Consider the following 24075-nt stretch of genomic DNA (forward strand, 5'->3'; position numbering starts at 1 on the left):
CTCCTTCGTGTTTGTCGTCCGGCGCCGCGTCAGGCGCCGTACTTGCCCAGCACCGACACGCTGCACACGTTCTGCCAGGGGAAGCCGCCCAGGTTGTGGATCACGCCGAGGGACGGGTCGTCGCTGCGCTGGCGGGCACCGGCGCGGCCCTGCATCTGCAGGTACATCTCGTAGGCCATGCGCAGGCCCGTCGCGCCGATCGGATGGCCGAAGCACTTGAGGCCGCCGTCGATCTGGCAGGGCATGGTGCCGTCGGCGTCGTAGAAGCCGTCGAGCACGTCGTGCGAGGCGCGGCCCTCGGGCGAGATGTGCATGTCCTCCATGGTCACCAGCTCGGTGATGGAAAAGCAGTCGTGCACCTCGAGCAGGTCGATCTGCTCGCGCGGGCGGCGGATGCCGGCTTCCTCGTAGGCGCGCGCCGAGGCCACGCGCGTGGTCTGGAAGTAGCTGCCGTCCCAGTCGTCGAACGAGGCCTCGCTGCCGCTGGAGACCGCGAGCTGCAGTGCCTTCAGCGCCACCAGGTCCTTCTTGCCCAGGCCGCGCGCGATGTCGGGCGTGGTCAGGATGGCGCAGGCCGCGCCGTCGGACACGCCGCAGCAGTCGTACAGGCCCAGCGGCTCGGCGATCATCGGCGAGTGGATGACGTCGTCCATGGTGATCGGGTTGCGCAGGTGGGCCTTGGGATTGCGGCCCGCGTTGGCATGGCTCTTCACCGACACGTGGGCGATCGCGCGCTTGAGGTCCTTCGCGTCGATGCGGTGCTTGGCGCGGTAGGCGCTGGCCAGCTGCGCGAACGAGCCCGGCGCGCTGATGTTGGGCCACACCATGTCGTTGAACGGGCCGCGCGGGCGCTGCGGCAGGCCGCCATAGCCGGTGTCCTTGAGCTTCTCGATGCCGAAGGCCAGCGCGAAGTCGCAGGCGCCCGATGCCACCGCATAGGCCGCGCCGCGCAATGCCTCCGAGCCCGAGGCGCAGAAGTTCTCCACGCGCGACACCGGGATGTTCGGCAGCCGCAAGGTCACGCCCAGCGGCACGCCGCCGCTGCCCAGGTGCTGGGTCTCGATGCCCATGCCGAGCCAGGCGGCCTGCAGCTGCTCCTTGCCGATGCCCGCGTCGGCCAGGCATTCGGTGAAGGCCTCCACCGCGAGGTTCTCGGCGCTGCAGTCCCAGCGCTCGCCGAAGCGCGAGCAGCCCATGCCGAGGATGACGACCTTGTCACGAATTCCCGTTGCCATGCGTGTTCTCCTGCGGACCTGCGACGGCCGCCTTCCAGAAATAGCGGACGTAGCCGCGGGCGGTGTCGACGGCCTTGATGCGGAAGCTCATGCGCATCGGCAGGCCGACGGCGAGCTGCTGTTCGTCCACGTCGGTGAAATCCATCATCAGCCGGCCCCCGCCCTCGAACTGCACCATGCCGTAGCAGGCCGGCGGACTCGGCGAATAGGCCAGCCGGTCGGCGGTGTAGGTCATGACGCGCGCCGGCGTGTCGGCGAACGGCAGGTCCTGCTGCGTGCCGGTAGCACCGCAGGCCGGGTTGACGCAGATGTCGGTGCGCGGCCACTGCGCAGTGCCGCAGGCGCCGCAGCGGCCGCCGACGAAGCCGTGCACCGTCTTGCGGTGGCGGTACTCCACGCTCAGCGGCGTGAGCTTGTCGTTCTCGGCGCGCATGCCGCGCTCCAGCGGCAGCAGGTCGTTGAAGACCAGGAACTTCATGTAGTTGTGCTCGGCGCTGCCGCGCGCCAGCCAGCCCTGCGCCCCGGTGCGCGGCGACCGCGCGCGCAGCGCCTCGGTGGTGCGCAACACCAGCACGTCCACGCCCTGCCCGAAGGCCACCAGCACCAGCACCTGGCCCGGCGTCGCCTCGCCCAGCGCATGCGCGAGCATCAGCAGCGGATGGGCCGCGCCGGCATTGCCGACGCTTGCGGCGAGCGTGTCGTGCAGGCGCTCGGGGGCGATGCCCGCGAGCTTGGCCAGGCGCTGCGGCACGCCCTTGTGCGGCAGCGCGATGCACAGCCGGTCGACCTGCGCCGCCGTCAGCCCGGCCTGCGCGAGCGCATCCGCGATGGCCGGCGGCACCTGCCGCAGATGGCCCTCCTCGCGAATCCAGCGCTCCTCCCAGTAGGTGTCGGTGGCGGCGCCGGCACCGCGGTAGTGGTCGGCCATGTCGACCGTGCGGCTCACCATGGCCAGCGGCTGCGCGATGACCTCGCCGTCGCCGACCAGTACCGCCGCGGCCGCATCCCCGTAGAGCAGTTCCTGCGCGCTGGCCACCTTGGCCTTGCGCCGGTCGCTCGCGACCACCAGGGTGCGGCGGCCCGCGCCGCCACGCAGGGCCTGCATCAGCGCCGAGGTGGCGCCGCGCTGCGAACCGGTGACGTCGATCGCGCCGACCTCCTCGCCGAGGTTCAGCGCCTGCGCGACGATGCTCGCGTTCAGGCGGCTCGCATAGGGCAGCGAGGTCGAGGCCAGCTGCAGGTCGTCGACCTTCGCCGCATCGAGCGTGCCGAGGCAGTCGCGCGCGGCCTCCACCGCCATCGTGACCGCGTCCTCGTCGAAGTTGCACATGGCGCGTTCGCCCGCGCGGTGCGCCGCCAGCGACCCGTCGAACCAGGCATTGGCGCGCACCACGGCCTCGCGCTGCAGGCGCAGCCGCGGAACGTAGGCACCGAAAGCCACGATGCCGTTCATCGCGGGCCTCCCGCGGCCGCGTCGATCACGGCCAGGCCGTTGTTCAGCACCATGACCTGGCGCTCGAGCGCGGTCGCGCGAAAGCGCACCTCGCCCTGCGAGCCCCAGATCTCGACGCGAATCGTCTCGCCCGGATACACCGGCGAGGTGAAGCGCGTGTCGATGCGCCGCAGCCGCTGCGGCACGTAGCCGCACAGCGTGCGCAGCAGCGCATGGCAGGCGATGCCGTAGGTGCACAGGCCGTGCAGGATCGGCCGCTCGAAGCCGCCGACGCGCGCCACCTCGGGGTCGGCATGCAGCGGATTCAGGTCGCCCGAGAGCCGGTACAGCAGCGCCTGCGAGGGCGAGGTCGGCAGGTCGCACACGTGGTCGGGCGGCGTGTCGGGCACCTTGGCCGCGGCGGGCGAGGGGCCGCTCGCGCCGCCGAAGCCACCGTTGCCGCGCGCCATCACGGCCTGCTCCACCGTGGCCAGCAATTCGCCGTCGCTGTCCTCGAGCGTGCGCTCGACGAAGAACAGCGCCCCCACCTCGGGCCCCTTGTCGAGGATCGCCTTGACGCGCGTGCGCCCGATCACGGTGGCGGCCGGCGCGAGCGGCCGGTGCAGCTGCACCGACTGGCTGGCATGCAGCACCTTGCGCCAGTCGATGCCGGTGTCGGGCTCCTTCATCCAGAAGCCCGGATAGCCGAGCACGGCGGCCTGGGTCGGCACGGCCTGCTGCCGTTCCTCGTAGACGAAGGGCAGCTCGCGCGCATCGAGCGGGTCGCGGCCGAAGCCCAGGCCCAGCGCGTAGAGGATCGAGTCCTTGGCGGTGTAGCTCTGCGCCACCGGCGCGAATCGGCGCTGCAGCAGCTTGTCGGGATCGAAGGCCATCGCGCGACTCACACCGGCGTCCATGCGAAGGCCTCGCGCGCGCTTTCCATCGGCACCAGGCTGGATTGCATCGCGGGCATGGCGTGCTCGGCGATGCTCTCGACGGTCCAGCCCTCCGAGCGGTGTACGGTGCGCAGCGGCCGCGGCTGGCTGAACAGCATGATCTCGTTCTTGCGCACGCCGAAGATCTGGCCGCTCACCGCCGCGGCGAGGTCCGACAGCAGGTACACGACCATCGGCGCGATCTTGTCGGCCGTCATCTGCTTGAAGCGCTCGAGCCGGCGCTTCTGCTCCTCGGTCTCCGCGGGCAGGGTGCCGATCAGGCGGCTCCAGGCCCAGGGCGAGACGCAGTTGGAGCGCACGTGGCAGCGCGCCATCTCGAGCGCGATCGAGCGCGAGATGCCGACGATGCCGAGCTTGGCAGCCGAGTAGTTGGCCTGGCCGATGTTGCCGACCAGCCCCGCGGCCGAGGTCATGTGCACGTAGGCGCCCGACTGCTGCTCGCGGAACAGCATCGCGGCCGCGCGGCTCACGTGATAGGTGCCCTGCAGGTGCACGTCGATCACCTGCTGCCAGTCGAGCGTGCTCATCTTGTGGAACATGCGGTCGCGCAGGATGCCCGCGTTGTTGACCACCCCGTCGAGCCGGCCGAAGTTGTCGATCGCGGCCTGCACCATGCGCGCCGCGGCGTCGGCATTCGACACGCTGTCGCCGTTGGCCACCGCCTTGCCGCCCTCGGCGCGGATCAGGTTCACCACCTCCGAAGCGGGATCGATCGTGCCCTCGCCTTCGCCGTCGGACGCGCCGCCGAGGTCGTTGACCAACACGCTCGCACCCTGCCGCGCCGCCAGCAGCGCGATCTCGCGTCCCACGCCCCGGCCCGCGCCGGTCACGAGCACGACCTTTCCTTCCAGAACTCCTGCCATTTCGTCTCCTGTGAATGTTCGATCCGGTTCAACAACGAACGGGATGCGTTCAATGTAGGCAGCGAGGCCGCGCGGCGTACCCACGCGATGCGGATGGCAGCTATGCAGGTTTGGCGAAGGCCGGCCAGCGCCCGCGCGCGACCTCGCCCTCGGCGCGCAGCGCGAAGCAGCTGTCGAGCAGCGGCGGCCGCGTGCGCGCCGCGCCTTCGGGGTCGCTCAGCAAGCGCGCGCGGCGGCGCTGCTCGAACACCGGGAACAGCGTCTGGAACGCGGTGGTGGCCACGGGACCGAGCAGCTCGGTCAGGTGCGTGCAGCCGGCCGCGCCGCCGAAGCGCTCCTTCACGCGCGAGGTGAAGCCCGGCCCGATCGAGAGGCCGACCAAGGCCTCGTAGGACGCCCCGATGTCCATGCACTCGGCATTGGGCGCATGCTCGGTCCAGGCGCGCGCCGCGACGATGCGCAGGCCCTCGTCCACCGTGAGGCACAGGCCCATGCGGTGCATGAAGCGGCCCGCGGGCAGGCGAACGCGGCCGTCGTCGTGGTGCATCGGATGGGTCTTGACGTCGCTCATGCGCGCCTCGATGTCCCACAGGCCGTCGTCGCGCTCGTAGCCCTGGCAGAGCACTTCGCGCGTGTGGAGCAGGCGCCGCGCGGGCGAGGAAAGGGAAGCGTCGGAAGTCGTCATCGCACACGCGACGCGAACCGCCGCTCTAGGGTAAATACCCGGACTCTAGAACCCGCGAAGCGGCCTCGCAGCCCTGCACCGCGCATGCCTGCTATGTGAAAATTGCAGGCCGCAAGTCCTGCTGCCGGGAGGAGACAGAAAGTGAAGTTGCTGGTTCGCGCGGCCGACGATCTGAAGATCGAAAACGTCTCGGCCTTCGTCGCCACGGCCGAATCGGGCAGCTTCTCGCAAGCCGCCCTGCTGCGCGGATGCTCGCAGTCCATGCTGAGCCGGCGCGTGCTCGAACTCGAGGAGCTGGTGGGCGGCCGGCTCTTCAACCGCACCGGCCGCGGCGTGCTGCTGACCGAGCTCGGCTCCTCGTTGCTGCCCGTGGCGCACGGCCTGCTCGACGGCGCCACCGGCTTCCTCGAGCTCGCCTCCTCCACCAACGAACAGCCCTCGGGCACGGTCGAGATCGCGCTGCCGCGCTGGGCCGCCGAAGGGCCGGTGTCGACGCTGGTGAACCACATCACCGAGCAGTTCCCGAAGATCCGGCTGGTGATCCACGAGAGCTACAGCCGCGACGTGATGGACCGGCTGGCCGCCGGCAAGCTCGACGTGGGCGTGTTCAACAGCTGCCATGCCGAGCCGCCCGCGCAGGCCCAGCTGCTGTTCTCGTCCGACCTGGTGCTGCTGGGCCGCCGCGACTCGCCGCTGATGCGCCAGCCCACGCTGCCGCTGTCGGCGCTCAGCGGTATTCCGCTCGTCATACCGCCGACGCCGAACCCGGTCGAGGCCGTGGTGCGCGAGATGGCCAAGGGCATGGATCTCGACCTGCGCGCCGACCTCGAGATCAACTCGGGCGCGATGATCCGCGACGTGGTGCGCCACAGCGGGCGCTACGCCATCATCCAGGTGCACCGCGTGGTCGACTACCTGTCGAAGGACGAGCGCGACCTCGCCAGCGCGCGCATCGTGAGCCCCGCGCTGACGCTGCACACCTTCTGCGCCACCGGCGCCAAGCACCGCATCAACCGCGCGAGCCTCGCGGTCGAGCGCTGCGTGGTGTCGGTGCTGCGCGACCACCACGAGCGCGTGCTGCGGCTGCTGCAGGCGCGCGAGACGCAGCCGGCCTGAGTACGTCCGGCGCGGCCCGGTGCCCGGATCGCGCATAGCTGATTGCCCCATTCCGCATGGCTTGCGCGAGATCCTGTCGCTATCGTGGAACGCGACAAGAACCACAGGAGACAAGACCATGCCCAACGCCAGGATCGCGTGGATCGCGGCCGCCTTCGCCTGCGCCTCGCTGCTGACGGCGACGCCGCCGGCCCGCGCGCAGGCCGCCGACTATCCGTCGCGGCCGATCCGCTTCATCGTGCCCATCGGGCCCGGCAGCAGCGGCGACACCATGACCCGCACCTTCGCCGAGCACTTCCGCGAGGTCGCGGGCCAGCCCGCAGTGGTGGAGAACAAGCCCGGCGCCGACCTCACGCTCGGCACGCAGGCCGCGCTGAGCGCGCCGGCCGACGGCTACACGGTGGTGCTGGTGAGCCCGAGCGCGACCGTGATCAATCCGCTGTTCGTGAAGAACCTGCCCTACCGCCCCGAGGACCTGCTGCCGGTGCTCAACATGACGCGCCACGTGGCCGTGCTCATCACCTCGCCCGACTCGCGCTACAAGAGCCTGGCCGACGTGGTCACCGCCGCGCGGCGCGACAAGGGCGGCGTCAGCCTCGGCACCTACGGCAACACCTACCGCCTGGGCGCGCTCGACCTCGGCCAGCGCGCCGGCATCGCGTTCAACCACGTGCCCTACAAGGGCGCCTCGCAGGCGGTGACCGACGTGGTCGGCGGCGCGGTCGACCTCGCGCTGATGGACATCGCGGGCGCCGCGCCGCTGGTGAACGCGGGCAAGGTGCGCGCGCTGGCCGTGGCGGGTGCCACGCGCCATCCGCTGCTGCCCGAGGTGGCCACGGTGCAGGAGGCCGGCTATCCGGGCTACACCCTCTACACCTTCATCGGCTTCGCGATCCACGCCAAGACGCCGGCGCCGGTGGCGCGCAAGCTCGAGGAGATGATGCGCAGGGTGATGGCCGACCCAGCCGTGCGCGCGCAGCTCGCGCAGCAGAGCGGTGGCGAGGTGGTGGGCACCGGCCGCAAGGAATTCACGCAGCTGATCGCCGACGAGGCGGTGCGCTACCGCGAACTCGCGAAGCTGGTCGGCGATGAGATCCGCTGACACCCCCGAGGGCGCGGTGCCCCTGGAGCGCACGCTGCGCGAATCGTGCCTGCGCGTGCGCGACGGCATCGCCGAGCTCTCGCACCAGCGGCCCGCGGTGCGCAACGTGATGTCGCTCGAGTTGCGCGCCGACTACATCGAGGTGCTCGAGCTGGTCGAGCGCACGCCCGAAGTGCGCGTGCTGATCCTCACCGGCTCGGGCGGCAGCTTCTGCGCCGGCGGCGACGTGAAGGCCATGCTGTCGCGCGCCAGCGAACCCGGCGTGGCGGCCGCCACGCGCCAGCGCCTGCTGGCGGTGCACCGCGGCTGGCTCGACCGGCTGCGTTCGCTCGACGTGCCGGTGATCGCGGCGGTCGACGGCGCCGCCTACGGCGCGGGCCTGTCGCTGTCGCTGATGGCCGACTTCGTGCTCGCCTCCACGCGCGCCGATTTCTGCTGCGCCTTCGCACGCATCGGTGCGGTGCCCGACTTCGGCGCCTTCTACATGCTGCCGCGGCTGCTCGGCCTGGCGCGCGCGAAGGAACTCGCGATGACGGCGCGCCGCTTCGGCGCCGAGGAGGCCCGGGCCATGGGCATGGTGCACGCGGTGCATGCACCGGACGATCTGCTGCCGGCCGCGCATGCGCTGGCCGCGCGGCTGGCACGGGGTCCGCGCGAGGCGCTCGGCATGATCAAGAGCTCGCTCAACCGCAGCTTCGATGTCGACTACCAGACCATGGGCGAGATCGAGGCGCACCAGCAGGCGGTGGCGTTGACCACGGCCTTCCATGCGGAGGCCGCGGCGCGCTTCGCGAACCGCCAGCCACCGCTCTACGACTGGGGCTGAGCGAGCAAGACGCCCATCACGCCCGCGCGGCGCCAGGCCTCGATGCGCGCCGGCGCGAGCCAGCCTTCGAGGCCGTCGTCGCTCGGCGCTTGCGGCGCGGTGGGCCGGCCCGAGGGCGTGCGGCTGAAACGCGGCGCCGGTGCCGGTTGCGTCACGCCCTCGATCTCGACGAAGCTGCCGCGCGCCCGCAGGTGCGGATGCGCGGGCGCCTCGCCGAAGGACAACACCGGAGCGAAGCAGACGTCGCTGCCCTCGAGCAGCTCGCACCAGGCCTGGCGCGTGCGCGTGCGGAAGGCCGCGGCGAAGACGGCGCGCGCGCGCGGCCAGTCGCTCGGATCGAGCTGCGTGCCGACAGCCTCGGGCGCGATGCCCAGCCGCTGCAGCAGCTCGGCATGGAAGCGCGCCTCGATCGGGCCGATCGAGATCCACAGGCCGTCGGCGCATTCGTACACCTCGTAGAAGGGCGCGCCCGAATCGAGCACGTTGCTGCCGCGCTCGTCGCGCCACTGGCCGGCCGCGCGCATGCCGAAGAAGGCCGTGGCCATGTGGGCCACGCCGTCGACCACTGCGGCATCGACCACCTGGCCACGACCAGAACTCCGCGCCTCGATGATGCCGGCCAGCACGCCCATCGCCAGATAGAGCGCGCCGCCGCCGAAGTCGCCGACCACCGCCAGCGGGATCGACGGCGGCTGGTCCTTGCGGCCGATGGCATGCAGCACGCCGGTCAGCGCGATGTAGTTGAGGTCGTGGCCCGCGGCCTGCGCCAGCGGCCCGTCCTGGCCCCAGCCCGTGATGCGGCCGTAGACCAGGCGCGGGTTGCGCGCCAGGCAGGCCTCGGGCCCGAGGCCCAGCCGTTCGGTGACGCCGGGGCGGAAGCCCTCGATCAACGCATCGGCCCCTTCGATCAGTTCGAGCACCAGCGCCACCGCCTCGGGGTCCTTGAGGTCGAGCGCGATCGAGCGGCGGTTGCGCATCAGCAGGTTGTATTGCAGCGGCCGCTTGACGCCGAGGTCGGCCGGCGTCTGCCGATCGATGCGCAGCACCTCGGCGCCCATGTCGGCGAGCAGCATCGCGCCCATCGGGCCCGGGCCGATGCCCGCGAGTTCGATCACCTTCACGCCGGCGAGCGGACCCTGGCGGGTCGGGGGAGAAGTCGGTTCGGTCATTCGCGCTTTCGGATCGTTGGATGATTCAGCCGTGCACCGCCGCCACCAGCCGCAGCCGGACGGCATCGAGCAGCCCCTCGGGCCGTGCCAGCACGGCTTCGCCAAGCAGGCGCGCGCACTGCGCCTCGGTGCCCGGTGCCTGGCGCCATTCGTGCAGGCGCCGCGTGTAGAGGCCCAGCACATGCTCCTCGGTGATGCCGATGGCACCGAACACGGCATGGGCGATGGCAGCGACGCTGCGCGCGGCCTCGCAGGCGCGCAGCTTGGCGACGGCGGCCAGCAACGCATCGGGCTGCCAGCCCTCGGCGCAGCAGCCCAGGCGCGCAGCCAGCGTGGCCGAATGCGCCTGCTCGGCCAGCACCGCGAGCTCCTGCTGGATGGCCTGGAACTGCGCGATCGGGCGGCCGAACTGCCGCCGGTCCTGCGCATAGGCCGTGGCGAGTTCCAGCACGCGCGCCATCGCGCCCGCCATGCCCGCGGCATGCAGCGCATTGCACAGCGCCGTGGCATCGGTATCGTCCCTCTCGAAGCGCGCCACGGCGAGCGCGGGCGCGTCCCAGTGCAGGCTGGCCGAAACCCGCGGGCGCCAGGCACCGGGCTGCGCCGCGGCGCGTTCGCGCGGCAGCAGCAGCCAGTGGCCTTGCGAGCCGACCAGCACCCATTGCGCCAGCGCACCACCGGGCACGTCGCGGCAGACGATGGCATCGCCTTCGTGCGCCGCAGCCGGTGCGATGGCGATCGGCCCGTCGCCGCCCGCTTCGCGCTGGCCGGCCGCGGCCAGCAGGGCGCGCGCCACGGCGGTCTCGGCGAACGGCAGCGCGAGCCCCGCGCGGCCCGCGGCGAAAGCCGGCGCGAACAGCTCGCGCAGCGACAGGCCCGCGCCGCCCCGCGCCTCGGGCAGCAGCGCGTCGGTGAAGCCGAGGCCGTCGATGGCCCGCCACAGCGCCTCGGCGGAAGCCCCGGCCTCGATGGCGCGCAGCGTGTCGTCGGTGCACAGGTCGGCCAGCGGACGCTCGAAGTCGTCGAGCAGCATGTCGTCGTTCATCTCGTTCTCCTCCTACCGAACGCCCAGGCCACGCGCGATGATGCCGCGCATGATTTGGCGCGTGCCGCCGCGCAGCGAGAAGCTCGGCGCCAGTTGCGTCACATAGGCCAGCGTCTGCCGCAACCCATCGGAGGGCGCGGGATGCCCGGGCGCATCGAAGGCCTCCTCGATCCAGCCCGGCAGGGCCTGCTCGAACTCGGTGCCCAGGTCCTTCACGAGCGCGGCCTCGAAGGCCGGGTCGAGGTCCTGCCCCAGCTGCCGCGCCACGCTCAGCGACATCGCGCGCAGCACCGCCATGCGCCCCGCGATGCGCCCGGCCGCGGCCAGCGCGCCGTCCGGCACCCGCGGCGCGCGGCGCAGTTCCGCCAGCCAGGCCTCGGCCAGCACCAGGCTCGAATGGATGCGCTCGGGTCCGCTGCGTTCGAAGGCCAGCTCGGCCGTCACCTGCTGCCAGCCCGCACCTTCCTCGCCGACCAGCGCATCGGCCGGCAGCTCGACGTCCTCGAACAGCACCTCGCAGAAATGGCCATCGCCACTGAGGTCGCGGATCGGCCGCACCATGATGCCCGGCAGCGAGAGGTCGATCAGCAGCTGCGACAGGCCCCGGTGCCGGTCCTCGTGCGCGCCCGAGGTTCGCACCAGCGCGCACAGGTAGTGGGCACGGTGCGCATTGGTTGTCCAGATCTTGCGCCCGTTCAGGCGCCAGCCGTCGCCGGCCGTGGGCACCGCGCGCGAACGCACGCCCGCGAGGTCCGAACCGGTGTCGGGCTCGCTCATGCCGATGCTCGTGAAGAGCTCGCCGCGCACGATGCGCGGAATGAAGAAGGCGCGCTGCGCGGGCGTGCCGTAGCGCAGGATCAGCGGCGCGGTCTGGCGGTCGGCGATCCAGTGGGCCGAGACCGGCGCGCCGGCCGCGAGCAGTTCCTCGAGCAGCACGAAGCGCGCGAAGCTGCTGCGCCCGCCGCCGCCATAGGCCGTCGGCAGCGTGAGGCCGATCCAGCCGCGCGCGCCGAGGGCACGGCTGAACTCGGCATCGAAGCCCATCCACGAGCGCGCGCGCACGGCGTCGGGCACGCCCTGCAGCGCCGCGCGCAGGAAGTCGCGCACCGGTGCGCGCAGCGCCTCGTCCTGCGCGGGGATCGCGGCGAGCGCGAAGGATTGCAACGGGTTCATCGGGACGCCCTCCTCGAGATGGCATGGGGTTTTGCCCCGCTGCGCGGAGCGCGCGCGGTCGACATAATCGGCGGGCTGCCGCCATCACCGAGACATTCACATCCATGGAGCTTCGCCAGCTGCGGCAGGTCCTCGTCCTGTCCGAAACGCTCAACTTCCATCGCGCGGCCGAACGGCTGCACATGGCGCAACCGCCGCTGTCGACGTCGATCAAGAAGCTCGAGGAAGAGCTCGGCGTGCTGCTGTTCGAGCGCCTGTCGACCGGGCTGCAGCTCACGCCCGCGGGCGAGGCCGTGCTGCAGAACGCCAAGCGCGCGCTGTTCTATGCCGACGAGATCCGCCGCGCCGCGCGCGAAGGCATGGCCGGCGAGCAGGGGCTGCTGCGCATCGGCTTCGTCGGTTCGGCCACCTACTCGCTGATGCCGCAGATCGTGCGCGGCTTTCACCGCCAGTACCCGCGCGTCGACCTGGTGATCGAGGAGTCGACCACCACCGAGCTGCTGCGCCGCATCGAGGACCATTCGCTCGACATCGCGCTGGTGCGCCACCCGGTGCTGTCGCCCACCACCGCGCTGCTCACGGTGCTGCAGCTCGATCACCTGGTGCTCGCGGTGAGCGCCGATTCGGCGCTCGCGCAGCGCGGCAAGGTCGCCATCGCCGACCTCGCGGCCGAGCCCTTCATCGCCTACTCGCGCACCCTCGTGCCCGCCATGCACGTGCTGACGATGCAGGTGTTCCAGGATGCCGGCGTGCGGCCGCGCATCGCGCAGGAGGCGGTGCAGGTCCAGACCATCCTCGGCCTGGTGGAAAGCGGGCTCGGCGTGGCGCTGGTGCCGGCCGTGGTGCAGCGCTACGCCAGCAACGGCGTGCGCCTGCTGCCACTGACCGACATGCCCTCGAAGTACACCGTGGGCATCGCGATGGCGACGCTGGCCGACGCGCTCACGCCGGCCGCGCGCAATTTCATTGCGGTCGCGCATGCTGCCGTCCAGCCGCTGGCTCAATCTTCGTAGCCGATGTTGGCACTGCGCACGACGCGCCGGGCGCGCTCGATCTCGGCACGCTGGAACTCGGCGAAGGGCTGCGGCGCGCCGTAGAACACGGTGCCGCCCTGCGCCGCGATGAAGGCCTTGGCGTCGTCGCCCTCCATCAGTTCCTTGATCGCCTGCGACATGCGCGCGAGCACCGGCGGCGGCACGTTGGCCGGGAAGAACACCCCGGTCCAGGCATAGGACTCGTAGCCGGCGGTGCCGCTCTCGCTCACGGTCGGCACCTCGGGCAGTTCCTTGATGCGTTCGCCGGCCGCGACCGCGAGCGCGCGCACCCGGCCGCCGCGCACCAGCGGCATCACGGCGCTAACCTCGGCCATCGTGTAGTCGATGTTGCCGCCGGCCAGGTCAGTCATGGCGGCCGAGGTGCCCTTGTAGGGCACGGCCGTGGCCTTGATCTGGTTGCGTTCGTGCAGCAGTTCGAGCGCGACCCGGTAGGTGGCGGTGCCGCTGCCGAAGTTGAGCTTGCCCGGCGCCTGGCGCGCCGCGGCCACCAGGTCCTGCAGGGTCTTGAAGGGCGAGTTGGCCGGCACCACCAGCACCATCGGGAAGCGCGCGATGCGCGCGAGCGGCTGGAAGTCCTTCACCGCGTCGTAGGGCAGTTGCCGGAACACGGCCACGTTGGTCACCATCGGCGAGTTGCTGGCCACGAACAGGGTGTAGCCGTCGGGCGGCGAGGCCGCCACGGCGCGCGCAGCGATGAAGCTGTCGGCGCCGGGGCGGTTGTCGACCAGGAAGGGCTGGCCGAACTTCTCGCTCAGGTGCCGCGCGAGAAAGCGCGCGGTGGTGTCGGCGCCGCTGCCGGGCGGCAGCGAGACGATCAGCTTCACGGGCTTGTCGGGATAGTCGGCCGCGGCCAGGGTGGCGGCGCAGCCGAGCAGCAGCGCCAGCAGCCAGCGCGGGAGGAAGCGGGGGATGGTCATGTCTCGGTGTCCTTGTCGTTGTTGTCACGGGTATCACGGGCATGGTGCCCGTGTTCACTCGGGCTCGATGCGCGCGGCCTGCACGGCCCCGGCCCAGCGCTGCAGTTCCGCGCGCAGGTAGCTGCCGAACTGGGCCGGCGTGGAGGCCTGCAGCAGCACGCCCTGCGGTTCGAACTGGCCGCGCAGCGCCGGATCGGCCACCGCGCGGTTGACGGCCTCGTTGAGCGCCTGCACGACGGCCGGCGGCGTGCCCGTCGGCACCAGCAGGCCGTGCCAGGTCGGCGCATCGAAGCCCGGGATCAGCGATTCGCCGAGCGCGGGCACGCCCGGCAGCACCGCCACGCGCGACTTGCCGGCCACCGCCAGCGCGCGCACCCGGCCGTCGCGGATGAAGGGCAGCGACGAGTTCACCGCATCGAGCAGGAACTGCGTCTGCCCGCTCATCAGGTCGGCCATGGCCGGCGCCGTTCCCTTGTAGGGCACGTGCACCGCGTCGAGCTGCAGCGCTTGCAGGAACAGCGCCACGCCCAGGTGCGTGACATTGCCCTGGCCGCCCGATCCGTAGCTGAGCCGCCCCGGGTTGGCGCGCATGTAGCGCACGAACTCCTCGACGTTGCCGACCGGCAGCTTCGGGCTGGCCATCAGCACGGTCGGGATCAGCGCCGGCAACGCCACCGGCATGAGGTCGCGCAAGGTGTCGTAGGGCAGGCGCCGGTGCAGCGCGGGACTGATCGCCAGGCCCGAGGAGTGATAGAGCACGGTGTAGCCGTCGGGCGCCGAGCGCGCGACGAACTCGGTCGCGATGTTGCCGCTGGCGCCGGTGCGGTTGTCGACCACCACCGGCTGCCCGAGCAGCTGCGCCAGCCGAAAGCCGATGGCGCGCGCCACCACGTCGGTGGGACCGCCGGCCGCATAGGGCAGCACGAGCCGGATCGGCTTCTGCGGCCAGGCGTTGGGCTCGCCGGCCGCGCGCGCGGCCTGCATCAGCGGCGAGATGGCGAGCGCGCCGGCGGCGTGCAGCAGGTGGCGTCGTTGCATGGGCATGGTCATTTCCCCGGTTCGATGGATGCGGATGCGCGCGCGGCGGAACGGGCCTCGGCCGCCGCGACGAAGGCGTCGAGCGCGGACTCGTGCGCCGCCGTGTGATGGGCCAGGGCCTGGAAGCCGGCCGACATCTCGAGCACGGTGTCGAGCCGCGACTGCTGTGCCTCGCGCAGCAGCCGCTTGGTCATGCGCAAGGCATGCGGCGGGTTGGCGGCGATGCGGCGCGCGAGCCCGAGCGCCGTGGGCAGCAACGCCTCGGGCTCGACCACCTCGGACACCAACCCCCATTGCAGCGCCTGCGCGGCATCGATGGCCTCGCCGGTGAAGGCCATCTCGCAGGCGCGCGACATGCCGATGGCGCGCGGCAGCAGCCAGGCGCCGCCGTCGCCCGGGATCAGGCCGAGCTTGACGAAGCTCTCGGCGAACACGGCATGGCGCGAGGCGATGCGGATGTCGCACATGCAGGCCAGGTCGTTGCCCGCGCCATGGGCCGGGCCGTTGACGGCGGCGATGGTCGGCACCTCGAGATTGCACAGCGCCAGCGGCAGGCGCTGGATGCCGTCGCGGTAGGCGTAGCGGCTGTGCGCCGGCTCGCCGAGGCCGCTGCCCACGCTGTCGCGCAGGGTCTTCAGGTTGCCGCCCGACGAGAACGCCGGGCCCGCGCCGGTCAGCACCAGCACGCGCACCGACAGGTCGCGGTTCACGGCCTCGCACAGCGCGAGCAGGGCCTCGATGGCATCGGGGTCGGACAGCGCGTTGCGCGTCTGCGGCCGGTTCATGGTCACGATGGCGATCGCGCCCTCGCGTTCGACCTGGAGGAAGTCCTGCATCTCAGTCCTTCCCGCCGTCGCGCATGCGCATCATGCGCAGCGGCGTGTAGCTCAGCACGGCCTTGCCGTGCTGGTTGTGCACGACGTTGCGCGTGCGCACGAGGCCGCGGCCGGGCTTGGAGGTGGCCCGCTGCTCGATCACCTCGCATTCGACATGAATGGTGTCGCCCACGAAGGTCGGCGCCGCGATGTCGAGTTCGGCATGCAGGAACGCGAGCCCCGTGCCCTGCATCGACGGCGTGATCAGGCCCTCGGCGAAGGCATGGACCAGCGCGCCCGGCACCACCCGGCCCGGGATCGCCATGTGCGTGCGGTCGCTGGTGTCGGTGAACAGTTCCTCGTGGAGCCAGCTCAGGTTGATGAAGCTCACGAGGTCGGCCTCGGTCACGGTGCGCGCGCGCGAGCGAAAGCGCGTGCCGAGGGGCAGGTCGTCGAAATGAAAGCCGGTGTTCAGCTGGATCAAGGAGGCACTCCGTTCGGATCAGTACGAGGATCAGTACGATTTGGGCAGGCCGAGCACCTTCTCGGCGATGAAGCACAGGATCAGCTGCGGGCTGATCGGCGCGATGCGCGGGATCAGCGATTCGCGCAGGTAGCGTTCGACGTGGTATTCCTTCGCGTAGCCATAGCCGCCGTGCGTCATCACCGCGGTCTCGCAGGCCTTGTAGCCGGCCTCGGCCGCCAGGTACTTGGCGGCATTGGCCTCGGCGCCGCAGGGCTCGCCGCGGTCGAAACGCTCGGCGGCATGGAACACCATGAGGTTGGCCGCCTCCAGCGCCATCCAGCACTCGGCCAGCGGATGCTGGATCGCCTGGTTCTGGCCGATGGGACGGTCGAACACGATGCGCTCGCGCGCGTACTGCGTGGCGCGCGCCAGCGCCGCGCGGCCCAGCCCCACCGCTTCGGCGCCGACCAGGATGCGCTCGGCATTCATGCCGTGCAGGATGTAGTGGAAGCCGCGGCCCTCCTCGCCGATGCGGTCCTCCACCGGCACCCGCAGCCCGTCGATGAAGACCTGGTTGGTGTCCACCGCCTTGCGGCCCATCTTGTCGATCTCGCGGGTCTCCACGCAGGCGCGGTCGATGGTGGTGTAGAACAGGCTCAGTCCCTCGCTGCGGCTCCTGACCTGCTCGAGCGGCGTGGTGCGCGCCAGCAGCAGCATCTTCTCGACGCTGCTCGCGGTGGAGATGAAGGTCTTGGTGCCGTGCACGCGGTAGTGGTCGCCCTCGCGCTGCGCGCGCGTCCTCAGTTGCGTGGTGTTGAGGCCGGTGTCGGGCTCGGTCACCGCGAAGCAGGCGCGCTCCTCGCCCGCGATCAGCGGCGGCAGCATGCGCTGCTTCTGCGCCTCGGTGCCGAAGGCGACCACCGGGTTCAGCCCGAAGATGTTCATGTGCACGGCCGAGGCGCCGCTCATGCCCGCGCCCGACTCCGCGATCGCCTGCATCATCACCGCGGCCTCCGCGATGCCCAGGCCCGAGCCACCGTAGGCCTGCGGAATGCAGATGCCCAGCCAGCCCTCCTGCGCGAGCGCGCGGTGCAGCTCGACGGGGAAGCCGCCCACGCGGTCCTTCTCGAGCCAGTAGTCGGCATCGAAGCGCGCGCAGGTCCTGAGGATCGCCTCGCGGATCTCGCGATGCCCGGGGGAGAGTTCCAGCGCCATGGCTCAGCCCGCCTCGGTGCAGGTTTCGGCCGGCAGCAGGGTCGCGCCCTGCGCCGCCATCGCCGCGATCTGCGCCATGCTGTAGCCGGCCTCGGCCAGCACCTCGGCACTGTGCTCGCCGAGCCGCGGCGCGTGGCGCGACACCGAAGGCGGCGAGCCCGACCAGCGCGTCGGGATCGCCATCGAGCGCATGTGCCCCTCGCTCGGGTGTTCCACCGTCTCGAAGAAACCCACGGCCGCCAGGTGCGGGTCGTCCATCAGCGATTCCAGCGTGTGCATCGGCATCACCGGGATGTCGGCGGCCTCGAGCAGCGCCGTCCATTCGGCCGAGGTGCGCGTGCGCATCGCCTCGCCCACGAGCTGGTAGAGCTCGCCGATGTGCTCGGTGCGCGCACCGATCGAGCTGAAGCGCGGGTCGTCCTCCATCGCCTGCGCGCGGCCGATCAGGCCGAAGAAGGTCTTCCACTGCTTGTCGTTGTAGATCAGCACGCACAGGTGGCCGTCGCGCGTCGCGTAGGGCCGGCGCTGCTCGTTGAGCAGGCGCGCGTAGCCGGCCGGGCCCAGCGGCGGCTCGAAGGTCTGGCCGCCCATGTGATCGCCGAGCACGAACTGCGCCATGGTCTCGAACATCGGCACGTCGATGGCCTGCCCGCGGCCCGTGCGCTCGCGGTGGAACAGCCCGGCCGACACCGCGTTGGCGGCGCTCATGCCGACGATGCGGTCGACCATCGCGCTCGGCACATAGCGCGGCACCGGCGCGCCCGCGCGCACGCCCAGCGTGGGGATCGCCACCGCGCCCTGAATCAGGTCGTCGTAGGCCGGCTTGGCCGCATAGGGCCCGTCCTGCCCGTAGCCGTACACGCCCACGTACAGGATCCGCGGGTTGACCGCCGCGACCTCGGCATGGCCGAGCCCGAGCCGCGCCATGGCCTGCGGCCGCACGTTGTAGATCAGCACGTCGGCCTCGGCCGCGAGCCGCAGCAGCGCCTCGCGCCCGGCGGGCTGCTTGAGGTCGAGCACCACGCTGCGCTTGCTGCGGTTGGCGTGCAGGAAGATGCCGCCCATGCCGGCATGGCGCGCGGGGCCGATGCCGCGCACCGTGTCGCCGCCGGGCGGCTCGATCTTGATCACGTCGGCGCCGAGGTCGCCAAGGATCTGGGTCGCGTACGGCCCCATCAGCACCGACGTCATGTCGACGATGCGCACCCCCTCCAGCGGGCCGCTCATCGGCCGGCCTCGCGGGCCGTTCGTTCATCGGTGCGCAAGGAAGCGCGGGGGCGCGCAGGCGCCGGGCTGGTCTCCATGGAATCCCCTTTTCGTCGTTGGGACGATGCTAGGGAGATGGAGGGCGGGCGTGAAATACCGTGTCTGTGTCGGGCGATACGTTCGGTGTATCGGTTTGCGCCGGTGAAGCTGAGGTCGGACGGGGGCTAGTGCATTCCTCGCTCTCAGGCCGAAGCCCCATCCGCCTTGCGTTGTTCGATCTGCAACTGCGCCCGCCGGGCCGCCTGGTGCAGCCGCTCCATCAGCACCGCGCGCGGAGGCAGGGTGGTGAGGTACTCGGCAACATGGATACCGGACTTGTTCAGCTCCAGCAGTTCGATCTGTTCGGACTTCTTGCCGGTACAGAGAATGATCCCCAGTGGCGAAGCCTCCTCGGGCTCCCTCTCGTATCTGTCGAGCCAGCGCAGATACAACTCCATCTGCCCCTTGTATGCCGCGTTGAACTCACCGACTTTCAGCTCCACCGCCACCAGGCGCCGCAGCTTGCGGTTGTAGAACAGCAGATCGAGATGGAAATCGTCGCCGTCGATCTGGATGCGCTTTTGCCGGGCGACGAAGGTGAAGCCCGCACCCAATTCCAGCAGGAAGGACTCCATTTCCCGAATGATGGCCGCCTCGAGATCGCTCTCCTGCCAGGTGTCGCGCAACCCCAGGAAGTCGAGGATGTAGGGATCGCGCATGACCAGCGCCGGCGACATGCGCTCCGCGCCCTGCAGCGCCGCCAACTCCTGTGCGATCAACGCTTCCGGTTGCTTAGATAGCGCCGTGCGCTCGTACAGCATCGAGTCGATGCGCTCGCGCAGCGTCCGCACGCTCCAGCACTCGGCGCTGGCCATCTGCGCGTAGTAGTCGCGCTGGAACGGGTCTTTCAGCGGGATCAGGGCGATGAAGTGCGTCCAGCTCAATTGTCGTATCAGCGATACGACAATCTGCTCGTCCGGGAAGGTGACGGCAAACTGCACCATGCGGCGCAGGTTCTTGACCGAGAAACTGCCGCCGTAGTCCCGCACCAGTTGCGCCGCCAGATTGGGCAGCACCTCCTCGCCGTAGTCGGCTCGCCGCCCCTCCAGGACCTGCGTATGGATCCGCTGGCCGATGCGCCAATAAAGCGTCGTCAGTTCGCTGTTCACTGCCGAGACGGTGCGTTGCCGCGCCATCTCGATCAGAGTCCGGATGTCGCCCAGCAGCGCGGATGGTCCTGACGTGTCCGGGGTGGACCCGATGCGCTTGATTCTTCCCATGATGGTTCCTCCCAGAAAACCCGATTCCCGGGCGCACCGCAAGAATCGGCGGGCGAAGTTCGATGTTCAAGCCACGATGAGAGAGAAAAATCCGAAAAGCGTGAGGGATTGACAGCACCTCGCGGGACAGACGAGGCGAGCCCACGTGCACAGCCGCTCCATGCCCGGCATGGCGCCGATGCCCGACAACCGACACACACGCAGTCCGCTCAACCGAGCACCCAGACCACGAACGCCGCATCCGCCAGCGCGAACGCCAGGTCGACGAAGAAGATGAGCCGCATCGGCCCGCGCAGCACCACCCAGCTGCCGGGCCTGCCGCGACGATGCTGGCCCACCATGTGGGCATTGACCGCGAACTGCCCCGCATGCACCAGCGCGAGCACGGCGGCCATCGACGCGCGTTGCGCCGGCGTCTCGAACAGGCCGTGCCCCGCCAGCAGCATGAGGCACAACGCCAACCAGGCCAGGTTCATCGCACCGAGAAAACGCACGGCGCCGGCGATCGCGGGCAGCAGCGGCGATGCACGGTCCGTCTTCGCCACCAGCAATCGCGCGGCGCGCAGCGAGTCGAGGCAGAAGAAGCGCGCGCCCAGCGCGAACCAGGCGGCATTGAGCAGCAGAAGAACTGTCCAGACCGTGGATTGCACCGCAACGCCTTTGAGCTTGTTCGCGAAGCCGCGAATTTAGGTCAATAATGTTGACATGACAAATCCACCCGCATCGGCCCCTTCCTCGCCCGCCAAGGGCCTCGACGTCCTGCAAGCCATGATGGACGGACGCATCGAGCGCTCGGGCATCGCCCACACCATGCCGATGCAGCTCTCGGCGATCGAGGCCGGCAAGGTCAGCATGCGCGTCACGCCCGACGAGCGGCATCTCAATCCCGCGGGCATGGTGCACGGTGGCTTCGCGGCCACCTGCCTCGACGGCGCCGCGGCGCTCGCGCTGTATTCGGCACTCGACGCGGGCACGGCCTATTCCACCGTCGACCTCAGCGTGAAATACCTGCGGCCGCTGGCACCGCACACCGAGTACCTGGCCAGCGCCACGCTGGTCGAGCGCACGCGCTCGCTGGGCATCTGCAATGCCGAGCTGCGCGGTGCGGATGGCAAGCTGCATGCGATGGCTTCCGCCACGCTGATGGTGAAGGGCTGAAAGAAAGGCCTAGATCTGCCGCGCCAATTCGAGCATGACCGTGCGCCAGGCCTGGCGTTCGCTTTCGCCGACCGACTTCAGCGCGCGCTCCATCGCCGCCGCCTCGTGCGCGGAAGCCTGGCGCTCGATGCGCGCGCCCTCGCGCGTGAGCCGCAGCAGCTTGCTGCGATGCTCGTGCGGGCTGCGTTCGGCCAGCACCAGCCCCTGTTCCTGCAGATGCTTGAGCGGCCGATGCATCGCCTGCTTCGACACGCCCAGCAGCGCGATCAGCTGGCCGACCGCGATGCCGTCGGTGCGCGCGATCGCATAGAGCATGCGGTGATGGACGCGCGACAGGCCATGGCCGGCCAGGAACACGTCGGCCTTCGCGACCAGGCCGCGGAACGCGAAATGCATCAGCAGCAGCGCGGCGTCGTCGGCGCGCGCTTCCTTCAGGCCGGCTTGCGCCACCTGCAGCAGATCGAAGATGTTCTCGGGGCGGGGTGCTGCCATGGGCGGGGCGATCGAAACGAAGAGACGACGCCCGCCAGTCTAACGACGCCTCACTCGCGCAGCACCAGCCGCTCGAGCTTCGGATCAGCCGCGATCTCCGCCTCGGTGAACGGCGGCGTCACGAGCTGCTTGCGCGAGAACAGCGGCAGCTGGTCGTCGTGGTGCGGCGAGGCCGGGTCGGTGGACTGGCCGGCCGCCATCATCAGCCTGGCCACCAGCCGGCCCTGGTCCCAGGTCACGAGGTGCACGTAGGAGGTGCCGGCGATGATGTCGCCGAAGCCCTCGCGACCGAGCGGCGCGCCGTCGAGCGCGTTGAGCACGCCCTGCTCGCCCGAACCGCCGTGCAGCGGCACGCGGCCTTGCGGCGTGGGACGCGCGAGCATGTCGCCCCAGCGCTCGTCGCCACGCAGGCCCAGCGCCGCCAGCGCCTGCGCCGTGTCGCGCACTGCGGCGACGAGGGCCGCGCTCACGGCCGGCGCGGTGGAGACCGCCCGCACGCGGTAGGGCCGCGCGCTGTCATAGGGCTCGGCGTAGAGACCGGGCACCGAGGCGAGCCGCGGGCCCAGCTCATGGAATAGGAGTGCGCCGCGACTCTCCACGTCATGCCGCCGGTCCCAGGCCGAGAGGATGGCGCAGGCCGCCTGCACTTGCGCATCGCCCTTCGCGCCCGCGCAGGCCCCGAGCACCGCGTCGAGCGTGGTTTCCGCCAGGTAGTTGCGGTTGTCGAACACCATGCCGAGCGCCTCGGCGCTGTCGATGCGGCCGTCGCGCAGGCCCTCATGGATCTGGCGCTGCGACATCAGCGTGCGCATGCCGGGCGGTGCCTTCGGGCTGCCGAGCAGCAGCGAATAGCCGTCGAGCTGCTGCCCCACCAGCGACAGGCTGTAGCTGTCGTTCGCGTTCTGCACGATGCCGCGCGTGGCGAGCGCGGGAATGCGGCTCGCGGGCGCGAGCTTCGGCCGGCCCTGCGCATCGCGCACGGCGCAGGCGCCGCGGCGGCCATCGAGCGCGGCCGGCACCGTCATGTCGTCGGGCGGCGGCACGGTCGCGCAGTCGCGCAGTGCCGCGTCGGCGATGTCCAGCAGCGGCCCCGACTCGATGTACATCGCGCGGCCCTGGCTGTCGCCCGCGATCAGGTGGGCGGTGATGCCGCGGTGGCCGGCCACCGCCTGCTCGAAGCCCGCGATGTCGCGCGCCTTCGCGACCGCGAGGATCTGGTCGAGCGCGCGCGCGTTCGCGACGCTCGGGTCGGTGATCGCATACCAGCCCGCGGCGCGATCGCCCTCGGCCGGCAATCGGTACAGCGGGCCCAGGTGCGACACGGGCAACTCGTGCTGTTGCGTGGCCACGCTGCCGTCGGCCTGGCGCACGCGCAGCGCCACGCGCTTCGTGCTCAGTTCGCGGCGCTGGCCGTCGACCGTGTACGAGGGCTTGCCGCCGTTGCGCACGTCGAGCGCGATCAGCAACGGATAGGTCACGGTCGACGGCGCCTCGATGCTCCACGCCAGGTGCTGCGTGAAACCCGAGAGCGGCAACGGCAGGCCGAGGAAGTCGGCGCCCATCACGTCGATCTCGCCGGGGATGCTCAGGTGCATCTGGTGCATCAGCAGCCAGTGGCCCTGCCACAGCGTGTGCGGATTCGCGACCATGATCGACGCGCCCGTGCCCGTGGCTTCGGAACCGTAGGCCCAGGCATTGCTCGCCATGCGCTGCGCGGGCGGACGGTCTTCGGCGGCCTTGGCAACGGCCGGGGCGCCCAGCTGGTCCCAGGTCGAGGCGGCGGCATAGGGCGCGACGGCCAGCGCCTTCCACAGCGAGTTGACCTGCATGGTGGCGCGCACCACGTCGCTGGCGCGCATCTGCGGCGGCGCCGCGCCCTGGCAGGCAGTGGTGGCGGCCTCGGCGCCGATGTCGCGCAGCCGGCGGTTGAAACCGGCCGCATAGCCCTCGGCGAGGCCGCGCGCATCGGCCGAGAGATCGCGCCATGCGGCATCGACTTCTTCGTCGGACAGTTGCACGCGGTAGAACAGGTCGCTGTTGAGGTTCGAGGTCTGCAGGAAGGCAACCAGCGATGCCCCGTCGGGCCCGAAGCGTTCCGAACGCTCGCCACGCAGCGTGACCACGCGGTCGGCCAACAGGCACAGGTGGTCGCGCGCGACCGCATAACCGTAGCCATAGCCGAGACCGGCGTAGTCGGCGGCCTTCACGTGCGGCAGGCCGTACTGCGTCCAGCGAACCTCCGCGCTGTACTTGTCCGGCGTTGCGGGCGGATTGCCGCCGACGGGGCCGGGCAGAAAACCGCCGCCGCCCCCGTCACCACCGCAGGCCACGATCGCGCCTGCCACCACGGCACCGCATGCCAGCGCACGCAGCAGCGTCCCCTTCACCGCACGCCTCCGCCGGCGCCGTGGCTCTTGCGCGCGATCACCTGCATCTCGACCCAGGCCTTGGGCACCGCGATGCCGGCCAGCATCGCGGTACCGGTGGGCTTGGTCGGCAGCACCTCGGACAACGTACGCACCACCGCGCCCAGGTGCTCGGCGCCCGCGATGATCAAGGTGTAGTTGACGATCTGGTCGAGCCGTCCGCCACACGCCGCGAGGTAGCGCTCGATGTTGCGCATCATCAGCCGGGTCTGGTCCTCGGCGCTCTCGGCGAGCTGCTGCGTGTCGTAGTCCATGCCGATGGTGCCCGACACGAAGATCCAGTCGTCGTCGAACATCGCGCGGCTGTACGGTGCATTGACGAAGGGCAGCGGGAACTCGGCGGTCTGCATGCAGTGTCTCTCTTTC

General features: G+C 70.8%; 24 protein-coding genes. 5 read left to right on the top strand and 19 right to left on the bottom strand.

All coding sequences use genetic code 11. The annotated features are described in order from the left end of the window. Nucleotides 1-29: 29 nt before the first annotated feature. The 5 genes from ACEN9J_RS36240 to ACEN9J_RS36260 all read right to left on the bottom strand — a co-directional run bounded on the left by ACEN9J_RS36240 (nt 30) and on the right by ACEN9J_RS36260 (nt 5171). Nucleotides 30-1235, bottom strand: coding sequence for an acetyl-CoA acetyltransferase (locus ACEN9J_RS36240; RefSeq protein WP_093346284.1), 1206 nt, complete (start codon nt 1233-1235; stop codon nt 30-32). Continuing rightward, nucleotides 1216-2688, bottom strand: coding sequence for a 3-oxoacyl-[acyl-carrier-protein] synthase III C-terminal domain-containing protein (locus tag ACEN9J_RS36245; protein WP_413764772.1), 1473 nt, complete (start codon nt 2686-2688; stop codon nt 1216-1218). Before ACEN9J_RS36245 ends, ACEN9J_RS36240 begins: the two co-directional genes overlap by 20 nt. Continuing rightward, on the bottom strand, nt 2685-3560 hold the full coding sequence (locus tag ACEN9J_RS36250) for a MaoC/PaaZ C-terminal domain-containing protein (RefSeq protein WP_413764773.1): 876 nt from the start codon (nt 3558-3560) through the stop codon (nt 2685-2687). Before ACEN9J_RS36250 ends, ACEN9J_RS36245 begins: the two co-directional genes overlap by 4 nt. A gap of 8 nt (nt 3561-3568) precedes the next feature. After that, nucleotides 3569-4486 (bottom strand): SDR family NAD(P)-dependent oxidoreductase, encoded by a 918-nt coding sequence (locus ACEN9J_RS36255; RefSeq protein WP_413764774.1) that lies wholly within the window; start codon nt 4484-4486, stop codon nt 3569-3571. 100 nt (nt 4487-4586) lie between these two features. After that, entirely contained in the window at nt 4587-5171 is a 585-nt protein-coding gene (locus ACEN9J_RS36260) for a DUF2889 domain-containing protein (RefSeq protein ID WP_413764775.1), read from the bottom strand. A gap of 141 nt (nt 5172-5312) precedes the next feature. On the opposite strand from ACEN9J_RS36260, the gene ACEN9J_RS36265 reads away from it, so the two are divergent. The 3 genes from ACEN9J_RS36265 (at nt 5313) to ACEN9J_RS36275 (ending at nt 8215) form a co-directional block, all read left to right on the top strand. After that, nucleotides 5313-6287, top strand: a complete 975-nt coding sequence (locus ACEN9J_RS36265) for a LysR family transcriptional regulator (protein ID WP_177239409.1) — start codon at nt 5313-5315, stop codon at nt 6285-6287. A 118-nt stretch (nt 6288-6405) separates the two neighbouring features. Further along, on the top strand, nt 6406-7389 hold the full coding sequence (locus ACEN9J_RS36270) for a tripartite tricarboxylate transporter substrate binding protein (protein WP_413764776.1): 984 nt from the start codon (nt 6406-6408) through the stop codon (nt 7387-7389). After that, on the top strand, nt 7376-8215 hold the full coding sequence (locus ACEN9J_RS36275; protein ID WP_413764777.1) for an enoyl-CoA hydratase/isomerase family protein: 840 nt from the start codon (nt 7376-7378) through the stop codon (nt 8213-8215). The genes ACEN9J_RS36270 and ACEN9J_RS36275 overlap by 14 nt, the downstream gene beginning before the upstream one ends. On the opposite strand, the gene ACEN9J_RS36280 is transcribed toward ACEN9J_RS36275, so the two are convergent. Genes ACEN9J_RS36280 through ACEN9J_RS36290 form a run of 3 tightly spaced genes read right to left on the bottom strand, consistent with a single transcriptional unit; the run spans nt 8200 to nt 11602 of the window. Then, nucleotides 8200-9384, bottom strand: coding sequence for a CaiB/BaiF CoA transferase family protein (locus ACEN9J_RS36280; RefSeq protein WP_413764778.1), 1185 nt, complete (start codon nt 9382-9384; stop codon nt 8200-8202). The two genes, ACEN9J_RS36275 and ACEN9J_RS36280, sit on opposite strands and share 16 nt — an antisense overlap. A 25-nt stretch (nt 9385-9409) precedes the next feature. After that, the gene (locus ACEN9J_RS36285; protein WP_413764779.1) at nt 9410-10429 is read right to left on the bottom strand and encodes an acyl-CoA dehydrogenase family protein; all 1020 of its coding nucleotides are present in this window, start codon (nt 10427-10429) and stop codon (nt 9410-9412) included. A 12-nt stretch (nt 10430-10441) separates the two neighbouring features. Next, entirely contained in the window at nt 10442-11602 is a 1161-nt protein-coding gene (locus ACEN9J_RS36290) for an acyl-CoA dehydrogenase family protein (protein WP_413764780.1), read from the bottom strand. A 104-nt stretch (nt 11603-11706) separates the two neighbouring features. Between ACEN9J_RS36290 and ACEN9J_RS36295 the strand changes: the two genes are divergently transcribed. Next, a complete protein-coding gene (locus ACEN9J_RS36295) occupies nt 11707-12615 on the top strand; it encodes a LysR family transcriptional regulator (protein WP_093346256.1) in 909 nt (302 codons plus the stop codon). Here the strand turns inward: ACEN9J_RS36295 and ACEN9J_RS36300 are convergent. The 8 genes from ACEN9J_RS36300 to ACEN9J_RS36335 all read right to left on the bottom strand — a co-directional run bounded on the left by ACEN9J_RS36300 (nt 12603) and on the right by ACEN9J_RS36335 (nt 20283). Beyond that, the gene (locus ACEN9J_RS36300; RefSeq protein WP_203206606.1) at nt 12603-13574 is read right to left on the bottom strand and encodes a Bug family tripartite tricarboxylate transporter substrate binding protein; all 972 of its coding nucleotides are present in this window, start codon (nt 13572-13574) and stop codon (nt 12603-12605) included. The genes ACEN9J_RS36295 and ACEN9J_RS36300 overlap by 13 nt on opposite strands. A gap of 54 nt (nt 13575-13628) precedes the next feature. Continuing rightward, on the bottom strand, nt 13629-14618 hold the full coding sequence (locus ACEN9J_RS36305; RefSeq protein WP_413764781.1) for a Bug family tripartite tricarboxylate transporter substrate binding protein: 990 nt from the start codon (nt 14616-14618) through the stop codon (nt 13629-13631). Nucleotides 14619-14620: 2 nt separating this feature from the next. Then, a complete protein-coding gene (locus tag ACEN9J_RS36310) occupies nt 14621-15448 on the bottom strand; it encodes a crotonase/enoyl-CoA hydratase family protein (RefSeq protein ID WP_296786901.1) in 828 nt (275 codons plus the stop codon). A 1-nt stretch (nt 15449) separates the two neighbouring features. Then, nucleotides 15450-15911 carry a MaoC family dehydratase gene (locus tag ACEN9J_RS36315; RefSeq protein WP_413764782.1) on the bottom strand — a complete coding sequence of 154 codons (462 nt, stop codon included), beginning with the start codon at nt 15909-15911 and terminating at the stop codon, nt 15450-15452. A 30-nt stretch (nt 15912-15941) separates the two neighbouring features. Next, nucleotides 15942-17108 carry an acyl-CoA dehydrogenase family protein gene (locus ACEN9J_RS36320; protein WP_413764783.1) on the bottom strand — a complete coding sequence of 389 codons (1167 nt, stop codon included), beginning with the start codon at nt 17106-17108 and terminating at the stop codon, nt 15942-15944. Between the two features lie 3 nt (nt 17109-17111). Further along, entirely contained in the window at nt 17112-18335 is a 1224-nt protein-coding gene (locus tag ACEN9J_RS36325; protein WP_413764784.1) for a CaiB/BaiF CoA transferase family protein, read from the bottom strand. A gap of 221 nt (nt 18336-18556) precedes the next feature. Further along, entirely contained in the window at nt 18557-19633 is a 1077-nt protein-coding gene (locus tag ACEN9J_RS36330; RefSeq protein ID WP_413764785.1) for a PDDEXK nuclease domain-containing protein, read from the bottom strand. A 209-nt stretch (nt 19634-19842) separates the two neighbouring features. Further along, a complete protein-coding gene (locus ACEN9J_RS36335) occupies nt 19843-20283 on the bottom strand; it encodes a hypothetical protein (protein ID WP_413764786.1) in 441 nt (146 codons plus the stop codon). 55 nt (nt 20284-20338) lie between these two features. On the opposite strand from ACEN9J_RS36335, the gene ACEN9J_RS36340 reads away from it, so the two are divergent. After that, the gene (locus ACEN9J_RS36340; protein WP_057590007.1) at nt 20339-20791 is read left to right on the top strand and encodes a PaaI family thioesterase; all 453 of its coding nucleotides are present in this window, start codon (nt 20339-20341) and stop codon (nt 20789-20791) included. 9 nt (nt 20792-20800) lie between these two features. Here the strand turns inward: ACEN9J_RS36340 and ACEN9J_RS36345 are convergent, their stop codons facing one another. The 3 genes from ACEN9J_RS36345 to ACEN9J_RS36355 are packed head-to-tail and all read right to left on the bottom strand — an operon-like array spanning nt 20801 to nt 24059. Next, complete coding sequence (locus ACEN9J_RS36345) at nt 20801-21283, bottom strand: MarR family winged helix-turn-helix transcriptional regulator (RefSeq protein WP_413764787.1); 483 nt, start codon at nt 21281-21283, stop codon at nt 20801-20803. Nucleotides 21284-21333: 50 nt separating this feature from the next. Continuing rightward, complete coding sequence (locus ACEN9J_RS36350) at nt 21334-23670, bottom strand: penicillin acylase family protein (RefSeq protein WP_413764788.1); 2337 nt, start codon at nt 23668-23670, stop codon at nt 21334-21336. After that, entirely contained in the window at nt 23667-24059 is a 393-nt protein-coding gene (locus tag ACEN9J_RS36355; protein WP_057590009.1) for a Rid family hydrolase, read from the bottom strand. Before ACEN9J_RS36355 ends, ACEN9J_RS36350 begins: the two co-directional genes overlap by 4 nt. Between the last annotated feature and the right edge of the window lie 16 nt (nt 24060-24075).

The organism is Variovorax sp. Varisp41 (assembly GCF_047325085.1).
Classification (GTDB): Bacteria; Pseudomonadota; Gammaproteobacteria; order Burkholderiales; family Burkholderiaceae_C; genus Variovorax.